This is a genomic window from Prevotella sp. DNF00663 (assembly GCF_001553265.1).
Classification (GTDB): Bacteria; Bacteroidota; Bacteroidia; order Bacteroidales; family Bacteroidaceae; genus Prevotella.
Map to the genome: position 1 here is coordinate 168,240 of NZ_KQ960593.1, position 8,513 is coordinate 176,752.

Sequence of the window (8,513 nt, forward strand, 5' to 3'; positions counted from 1 at the left end):
CCGAACAGCGATGTTGAAGAGCCTAGGCAGTAGTTTTGCCGAGGTTGTGCAGAAAGTTGGGATTTTATGTTTTTGAGTTTGTTAGTTTATGAGTTGATGTATAAACTTGTGATATTTGGAGTTTATGAATTATTGAGTCATGGTATTATCATGCCTCATATTTACAGATAAAAGTATTATGTAGACTCATATAGAAGTAAAGTGTATGTCTGAAAAGAATGCTTATTGATATTTGGGAAAAGTTTTTTATATAGTTAATATAAATATTTTCCATAGGAAATTTGTTTTGTTGGATAATATAATTTATCTTTGCAAAAATTTCCAAAGGAAAATAATTAATAAGCAAAAGAATAAGATATGAAACATTTAATCATTGGTGGTGTTGCTGGAGGAGCGACTGCTGCAGCGCGTATCAGGCGAGCAGACGAGCTTGCAGAGATCGTTTTGATAGAAAAAGGCCCGCATATTTCGTACGCAAATTGTGGATTACCATATTATATAGGTGGTACGATAGCCGAGCGTGAGAAGTTGTTTGTACAAACGCCTGAGTCTTTTGGGCGTCGTTTTGCCATTGATGTTCGTGTGGAAAATGAAGCTGTTGGTATTGATACAGAGGGTAAGACGGTGACTATACGCCGTAAAGATGGAAGCGAATATACAGAGTCGTACGATAAGTTATTGCTTTCTCCGGGTTCTTCACCTGTGCGCCCGCCATTGCAAGGTATTAATTTAGATGGTATTTTTACTTTGCGTAATGTGGAGGATACCGACCGTATTAAGCAATATATCGACTCACATTGTGTTAAACAAGCAGTGGTTGTAGGTGGCGGATTTATCGGTTTGGAGATGGCAGAAAACTTGCATCATGTCGGTGCTGAGGTCTCTATCGTAGAGATGGGGAATCAGGTAATGGCTCCTGTTGACTTCTCTATAGCTTCGCATGTGCATCGTGAATTGATGAACAAGGGTGTGAATCTCTATTTGAACAAAGGTGTGGAGCACTTTGAGAAGGAAGGTGACGGCCTGAAAGTGTTCTTTAATACCGGTGAGAGTATCTATGCGGACATCGTTTTACTATCTATTGGGGTGCGTGCTAATACACAATTGGCTCAGCAAGCAGGTATTGAATTGGGTGAACGTGGTATTAAAGTGGACGAATATCTAGAGACTTCGGCTAAGGATGTGTATGCTGTGGGTGATGCGATTGAGTTTGTTCATCCGTTGACCGGGCAACCTTGGCTTAACTTTTTGGCTAATCCGGCCAATCGACAGGGCAGGATAGTGGCTGATAACATGGTCATGGGTAATGTGCAATCGTACGAGGGAGCCATAGGAACATCCATTGCTAAGGTATTTGATTTGGCAGTTGGTTCTACGGGATTGGCTGCCAAAAGACTGAAACAGTTGGGTATACCGTATCAGAGTAGTACAACTATTTCTGCAGCTCATGCGGGTTATTATCCTAATTCGTTCCAGTTGACTACCAAATTAACTTTTGACCCTGAGACCGGGAAGCTCTATGGGGCACAGTGTGTAGGCAGTGAGGGAGTGGATAAACGTATCGACCAGTTGTCGATTATCATTAAGAATGGGGGCACGGTGGCCGATCTTACCCGTTTGGAACATGCATATGCTCCTCCATTCTCATCGGCTAAAGACCCTATTGCCATTGCTGGTTATGCAGCAAATAATATTGTGAGTGGGGCGATGAAGGTGCTGACATGGCGTGAACTGAATGCGCTAGACCGTGATTATATAACCCTTGTTGATGTACGAACAGCTGTCGAGCACGAAATAGGAAGTATAGAAAGAGCTATCAACATCCCTGTAGACGACCTTCGTGAACGTATTAGCGAGATACCCACCAATAAACCGGTTGTTGTTTTCTGTGCTGTAGGCTTGCGTGGTTACCTAGCTCAGCGCATATTATTGGGTCGTGGATTCACGGATGTACGAAATCTGTCGGGTGGATATAAGACTTATAGTTTGGCAACGCAAGAAATCAAAAATAAAAAGAAGATGGTTACTACTTCAAAAGAGACTGTGGATACAGTCGCAGATATATTACGTGTGGACGCATGTGGATTGCAATGTCCCGGTCCGATACTCAAATTAAAGAAGGCAATGGATAATTTGGAAGAAGGACAGAGCCTACAGGTGAAAGCCACCGATGCCGGTTTCCCGGCTGATGCTGAAGCTTGGTGTGCTACAACAGGCAATTCATTGGAACAAAGTGATAGCAAAGATGGATTCCATACCGTTACAATTCGTAAGGGAAGAGTATCGGCTCCTACTGCAGGTGCGCCTGTTATAGAGAAGAATAAGACGCTTATTATGTTTAGCGACGATCTAGATAAGGCTTTGGCTACATTTGTTTTGGCTAACGGTGCTGCTGCCACTGGGCATCAAGTAAGTATCTTCTTCACATTCTGGGGGCTGAATCTGCTCAAGAAAGAGCATAAACCTGCTGTCAAAAAAGATATTTTTGGTCGTATGTTCTCATGGATGTTGCCATCTAGTTCTCGCAGTTTGAGTCTGTCTAAAATGAGTCTGTTGGGTATCGGTGACCGCATGATGAGACACATCATGAAGCAGAAGAACATCTATTCTCTCGAAGAAATGAGACAGCAAGCGTTGGATAATGGAGTGGAGTTTATTGCTTGTCAGATGTCTATGGATATGATGGGCATTAAGAAAGAAGAACTCCTTGATGAAGTAAACATAGGTGGTGTGGCTACTTATATGGAGCGTGCCGAACATGCAAATGTGAACTTGTTTATCTAAAAAAACTTATGGACAAACAGAAAATTTGCCGTATTCGCAATGTTTATCGTGCAATTATGGCACTGGAAAACGAGTTTCAGGAGGCTTACAATGTAAATATCAATGAAGCGATGTTGCTTTGTACATTGCGGGATTGTAGTGGTATGACGTCGGGAGAGATTGCCGAACAGCTTGGTTTGACTCCTTCCAATACCTCAAAAGTGATAACATCGGTTGAGAAGAAAGCATTAATCAAGCGGAAACTAGACAAAGCGGATAAGCGACAAATGCACTTTGCCCTTACTTCAAAGGGTGAGACACTCATTGAATCAATGCATTGTAGCGAGATAAAGTTACCAAACGTTTTAAGCAATATCGTTAGTTAAGTTGTTGCTTTTGCTTATATAGCAAGGTGTGGGAAATAAAAAAGGAAGACCAAATGGTCTTCCTTTTTATGTTTTATAGTCTAAAATGTTTTTTTAGAGTTTCAGTTTCTTACGAATATCTTGGGGTACTGCATTCTTATTTACCATGAAATCCATTGTCTTATAAGCTACGAATGCCTTAGACATATACCAGATTCCCTTGTAATCTCCAGTCTCTCCCCAAGAGTTTTTAACCATGTAATACTCCTTACCGTTTTGGTCTTTGGCGATACCGAAGATGTGCATGCCGTGGTCATCGGTCGTTTCCCAATTGTCAAATGCCTCTTGACGCATCTTTTGAGTGGGTACTACTTCGGGTGCTGAGATACCTAATGAGTCTACAACATCACGCTTCTTTGACTTAGTAAACTTCAACCAGCGGTCTGCATCGGTGCCACTCATGTCGCGAACACGCTCCATATTGTAAGCCAAACCAAGTCCGCTGCGTGTGAAACCATCCTCTGATACATCGCCACCCCAAGCTACTGTGTAGCCATTGTTGATGGCATTGTCGATGATTCTACAAAGATCATCAATAGGAACGTTCCAACTTAATGGCCAGCGCCAGTTGTCTTGAACCTCTACTGCGAACTGTGTCCACATGGGATGATGGGTATAACTGGTGAAAGTTACGTAGTCGTCCCAGTTCAATCCGAGGCTTGCTGCGAAAGATTGGGGAGTATAACTCTTGCCTTCATACATGAATTTTTCGGGGCATTTGCCTAGATATGCGTCCAAAATACCTTGCAATCCACTCTTCCAAGCAGTCGATAATTTATTGTTTTTATTCTTTGCTACACTCTCAACATAGGGAGTCATCACCGAGAAAAGCTCAGAGAAATTAGCTAAAGAGTCACCATATAGAGTGCCGGGGAGAGGCATTGCATTCTCAGGAACGATGCCGTAGTGCTGTATACAGTACAAAGGATCGAATGCACTACCACCTTGTGAGAACGATACATCGCCGTGCATTCTCACAGCCATAGTCGCTCTATCCATGTAAGTCTTATTAGCTACGAACATTTCACAGAGGTCGTAGGTCTTTCCACTCTTCTTTAATATCTCGCTTTCAAAGAAGCTTAAGGTTGAATAATCCCAACATGTGCCGCTTCGGCTTTGGTTCTTAATGCTGGTAATCTTATTTTCTTTAACTACAGTGAAGACTGGTTTGTTCTTGTTCTCTTTGCTTGTTTTGCTGTCTTCGGCATTTGCTGTTGTGCCTACCAAGGCTAACAGTGCCATTATTAATACTTTTTTCATCGAAATTAAAGTGTCTTTATTGTTGATAAAATCAATCTTATAAATTGTACTCTATATTGTTTTTATGTTTAATTCTCTGCCATAAAAGCCTCTATATCCTTTGGGTGATAGGGGATACGATCTTTTCCTAAGAAGCGACAACCGTCTTTCGTGATGAGTACATCGTCCTCAATACGGATACCACCGAAATCTTTATAGCTTTCCAACTTATCGAAGTTGAGGAATTCTTTGCAATGTCCACTGGCCTTCCAACTATCAATAAGTGCAGGAATAAAGTAGATTCCCGGCTCATCGGTCACCACAAATCCTTCTTGTAGACGGCGTCCCATGCGTAGACAATTGGTTCCGAATTGCTCTAAATTAGGGCGTGCCTCTTCGTCAAAACCTACGTTTATTTGGTCAAGAGCTTCCATATCATGAACGTCCATGCCCATCATGTGACCTAAACCGTGGGGTAAGAACATGGCATGTGCACCTGCTGCCACCGCTTCATCAACGTCTCCTTTCATCAAACCAAGCTCTTTGAGGCGCTCGGTCATGAGTCTACATACTGCAAAATGAACATCTGCATACTTCACACCGGGCTTAGCTACTTCTAAAGCGTAGTCATGACAAGCCTCCACAATAGAATAAATCTCTAATTGTTTCTGCGTAAACTTGCCGTTAACCGGCATTGTTCGGGTGTTATCGGAGCAATAGTTGTTGATAGTTTCGGCTCCGGCGTCGCATAATGCAAGTCGTCCTGACTCCAAAATAGCCATAGATGGGCTGCCATGCATGATTTCTCCGTGCTGCGTAAATATCGTGGGAAAGCTCACCATGGCACCATGCGAGTTGGCAATACCGTCTACTTGACCGCCTACAAACTTCTCTGTGACACCCGGTTTTGTGAGTCTCATAGCCGTGGTGTGCATCTTATACCCGATGACAGCGGCACGTTCCAGTTCTTCTATCTCCTGTTCTTCCTTGGTAGAACGCATCTTTACGACTGCTTGAATCAAAGTCATGGATGCCGATTCTTTCTGTTGTACAGGATGAATACCTAACAAATCAAATATCTGAAGTTTGATGTCGTAGCGATAGGGAGGCAAGAAATGGATGGTACGATGCTGACGCATGGCCTCATTACAGATAGTCTTGAGACTTTTCATAGGTGCAGTCTGGCTGATACCTACTTGTGCTGCCATATCTGAAACACTGTCTACGCTTCCAAACCATACAATATCTTCGATGTCAATATCATTACCTACCAAGGTTTCAGTATCGTTGTCAACATCAATAACACCCACTAAACCGTCTCTATTCTGTCCGAAATAATACAGGAAAGAAGAGTCTTGGCGGAATGGATGATACCCATTGTTAGGGAAATTGCAAGGAGATTCGTTATTGCCAAATAGAATAATAATGCCCGATTTCACCAGTTTCTTAAGCTCATCACGGCGTCGTATATATGTATCTTTATTGAACATGTATCTCGAATTTTGTAGATTTGCTTGCAAAGTTACGCATTTTTTACTACAATAACGTTATCTTTGCAATGAAAATAAAGGAATAAGTAAGAAATTGAAACAGCTAGTATGTTAATTAATCGAAATACAGGACTGGTACTGGAAGGTGGTGGTATGCGTGGCGTATTTACGAGCGGAGTGCTCGATGCGTTCATGAAACACGGCTTATATTTTCATTATGTGGTGGCAGTATCGGCCGGTGCGTGCAATGGAATGTCGTATATGAGTCGTCAACCGCGTCGTGCCAGAATCTCGAATATCGATTATTTGGCTCGTTATGATTACATTGGTATTCGACATTTAGTAACACAAGGCTGCATCTTTGATAGGGATCTGCTCTATGATAGATTTCCTAAGCAACTGCTACCTTTTGATTTCGACACTTTCTTTCACTCCTCCAATATATTCGAAATGGTCACGACCAACTGTCATACTGGCTTTCCCATGTATTTGAGTGAAACGCATGACCGACAAAGATTACTTGATATAGTGCGTGCTTCAAGCAGTTTGCCTTATGTGAGTAGGATAGTTTCGGTTGACGGAATCCCTATGCTTGATGGTGGAATTGTCGATTCTATCCCCGTGATGCGTGCTATGGAAACCGGACATCATACCAATGTAGCCATCCTTACGCGTAATAAAGGATGGCGAGATGATGGAAAAGACCGCAAAGTACCGAAGTTTATATACAAGAGCTATCCACGTTTACGCGTGGTATTGAGCCGTAGGCATATCCTATATAATCAACAATTGGATATGGTGGATGCCTTGGAAGCATCCGGACAATTGCTTTGTATCCGTCCCGAACGGCCTTTGGAAGTGGGGCGAATTGAAAAAGATATCAATAAACTGGAGCGACTTTACGAGGAAGGATTTACGCTTGGGGAGCAGTTTTGTCAAACTTATGCTTGACAAAACTATTTCTTTTTCAGTAAATCAGGGCGTAGCTGTTTGGTTCGTTCCAGCGACATATCTAGTTCCCATTGCTTAATTTTAGCTTCATTTCCACTGAGTAGAATCTCCGGAACCTTCCATCCTTTGTAGTTGGCAGGCCTTGTATAGATGGGCGCAGCAAGCAAATCGTCTTGGAAACAATCGTTCAATGCACTTTGGTCGTCGCTGATTGCGCCCGGCAGAAGGCGTACAATAGCATCCGTTATCACCGCAGCTGCTAGCTCACCACCCGTCAATACATAGTCTCCAATACTGATTTCGCGCGTAATCAAATGGTCACGGACACGTTGGTCAATACCTTTGTAATGACCACAGAGGATAATCAGGTTGCCTTTCATACTGAGGTCGTTAGCCACATGTTGGTTGAATTGCTCACCATCGGGGCTGGTGAAGATTACTTCATCGTAATCTCGCTCGGCTTTTAGCGCTGAGATGCAACGGTCTATGGGTTCACATTGCATTACCATACCGGCAAAACCACCGTATGGATAATCGTCTACACGCCTCCATTTATCAAGCGTATAGTCGCGCAGATTGTGCAAATGAATCTCTACGAGGTTATTCTTTTGTGCTCTGGCAAGAATAGATTCATTGACGAATCCTTCTAGCATTTCGGGTAATACGGTGATAATGTCTATTCTCATGGCTGCAAAGTTAGTGATTTTTCTTTGTTTTTTCTTTGCTATGCTCGTCGAAGTGATAGATTCATAAGGTTTTCTTATCTTTTTGATACTTTTATATCAGAAGAGTGAAATGTTTTATATAATTTTGCAAAAAATAGTAATCAAACGTATAAAACAACTTATGAAAAAGCATCTTCTTGTGGCCATTTTTTCAATGGCCGGTGTTCTTGGTGGATTTGCACAGAACGTTCAGCTCCATTATGATTTAGGTCATTCACTCTACAAGGAACTTTCTAACCGTCCAAGTGTGACTACAACGGTTGAAATGTTTAAGCCCGATAGATGGGGTAGTACTTTCTTATTCACCGATATAGACTATCAGCGAGACGGTGTTGCAGGTGCATATTGGGAGATTGCACGCGAGTTTAATGTGTCGAAAAATAAGCAGTGGGCTGCACATATAGAATATAATGGTGGTTTGTCTAGCAACGAAGACACTTGGAATGCAGTTCGTTTCCAGCATGCAGTGTTGTTTGGTGGAGCTTGGAATTGGCATAGTGCCGATTTCTCTAAGACGTTCTCTATCCAAGCCATGTACAAATATTATTTCAAGAATCGTCACTTTAATGCACGTCCGTTCAGTGGTTTTCAGTTAACAGAGGTTTGGGGACTCACCTTTGCACAAGGTCTTTGCACTTTCAGTGGCTTCTGTGATGTTTGGTACGACCCCAATGTGAAGGGTAAATTGATTTTCTTGACAGAACCACAATTCTGGTTCAATCTCAATACATTGAAAGGAATGAAAGATGTTAACTTGAGTTTGGGTTCAGAGGTAGAGGTTTCTAACAACTTCGTTTGGAACACGAAAGGGCAAAACAATAAGTTCTATGCCATCCCTACCATCGCTGCTAAGTGGACATTCTAATTAGAAAAAAGATAGCAATATCCATGAGGGTGTGTCAAAATTGATACCCCCTCTT

At 42.2% G+C, this 8,513-nt stretch carries 7 protein-coding genes; 4 read left to right on the top strand and 3 right to left on the bottom strand.

All coding sequences use genetic code 11. The annotated features are described in order from the left end of the window. The first annotated feature begins 357 nt into the window (after positions 1 to 357). Together HMPREF3034_RS01975 and HMPREF3034_RS01980 are read left to right on the top strand one after the other, a co-directional pair. Positions 358 to 2,784 carry an FAD-dependent oxidoreductase gene (locus HMPREF3034_RS01975; RefSeq protein ID WP_062432709.1) on the top strand — a complete coding sequence of 809 codons (2,427 nt, stop codon included), beginning with the start codon at positions 358 to 360 and terminating at the stop codon, positions 2,782 to 2,784. Between the two features lie 8 nt (positions 2,785 to 2,792). Beyond that, positions 2,793 to 3,149, top strand: coding sequence for a MarR family winged helix-turn-helix transcriptional regulator (locus HMPREF3034_RS01980; protein ID WP_036899982.1), 357 nt, complete (start codon positions 2,793 to 2,795; stop codon positions 3,147 to 3,149). A gap of 93 nt (positions 3,150 to 3,242) precedes the next feature. Here HMPREF3034_RS01980 and HMPREF3034_RS01985 read toward each other — a convergent pair whose 3' ends face one another. Beyond that, entirely contained in the window at positions 3,243 to 4,448 is a 1,206-nt protein-coding gene (locus HMPREF3034_RS01985) for a C1 family peptidase (protein ID WP_036899983.1), read from the bottom strand. Positions 4,449 to 4,516: 68 nt separating this feature from the next. Continuing rightward, positions 4,517 to 5,917: an aminopeptidase P family protein gene (locus tag HMPREF3034_RS01990; RefSeq protein WP_036899984.1), complete on the bottom strand. Its 1,401-nt coding sequence runs from the start codon at positions 5,915 to 5,917 to the stop codon at positions 4,517 to 4,519. 108 nt (positions 5,918 to 6,025) lie between these two features. On the opposite strand from HMPREF3034_RS01990, the gene HMPREF3034_RS01995 reads away from it, so the two are divergent. After that, positions 6,026 to 6,868, top strand: a complete 843-nt coding sequence (locus tag HMPREF3034_RS01995; RefSeq protein WP_062432713.1) for a patatin-like phospholipase family protein — start codon at positions 6,026 to 6,028, stop codon at positions 6,866 to 6,868. A 5-nt stretch (positions 6,869 to 6,873) separates the two neighbouring features. On the opposite strand, the gene trmD is transcribed toward HMPREF3034_RS01995, so the two are convergent. After that, positions 6,874 to 7,554 carry a tRNA (guanosine(37)-N1)-methyltransferase TrmD gene (gene trmD, locus HMPREF3034_RS02000; protein ID WP_036899988.1) on the bottom strand — a complete coding sequence of 227 codons (681 nt, stop codon included), beginning with the start codon at positions 7,552 to 7,554 and terminating at the stop codon, positions 6,874 to 6,876. 160 nt (positions 7,555 to 7,714) lie between these two features. Here trmD and HMPREF3034_RS02005 point away from each other — a divergent pair, with 160 nt between their 5' ends. After that, positions 7,715 to 8,458 carry a nucleoside-specific channel-forming Tsx family protein gene (locus HMPREF3034_RS02005; RefSeq protein WP_036899990.1) on the top strand — a complete coding sequence of 248 codons (744 nt, stop codon included), beginning with the start codon at positions 7,715 to 7,717 and terminating at the stop codon, positions 8,456 to 8,458. Positions 8,459 to 8,513 lie beyond the last annotated feature (55 nt).

What these genes read in the sequence shown, in the direction of transcription:
- HMPREF3034_RS01975 (WP_062432709.1), top strand. Translation starts at nt 358, where the DNA reads ATGAAACATTTAATCATTGGTGGTGTTGCTGGAGGAGCGACTGCTGCA.
- HMPREF3034_RS01980 (WP_036899982.1), top strand. Translation starts at nt 2,793, where the DNA reads ATGGACAAACAGAAAATTTGCCGTATTCGCAATGTTTATCGTGCAATT.
- HMPREF3034_RS01985 (WP_036899983.1), bottom strand. Translation starts at nt 4,448, where the DNA reads ATGAAAAAAGTATTAATAATGGCACTGTTAGCCTTGGTAGGCACAACA.
- HMPREF3034_RS01990 (WP_036899984.1), bottom strand. Translation starts at nt 5,917, where the DNA reads ATGTTCAATAAAGATACATATATACGACGCCGTGATGAGCTTAAGAAA.
- HMPREF3034_RS01995 (WP_062432713.1), top strand. Translation starts at nt 6,026, where the DNA reads ATGTTAATTAATCGAAATACAGGACTGGTACTGGAAGGTGGTGGTATG.
- trmD (WP_036899988.1), bottom strand. Translation starts at nt 7,554, where the DNA reads ATGAGAATAGACATTATCACCGTATTACCCGAAATGCTAGAAGGATTC.
- HMPREF3034_RS02005 (WP_036899990.1), top strand. Translation starts at nt 7,715, where the DNA reads ATGAAAAAGCATCTTCTTGTGGCCATTTTTTCAATGGCCGGTGTTCTT.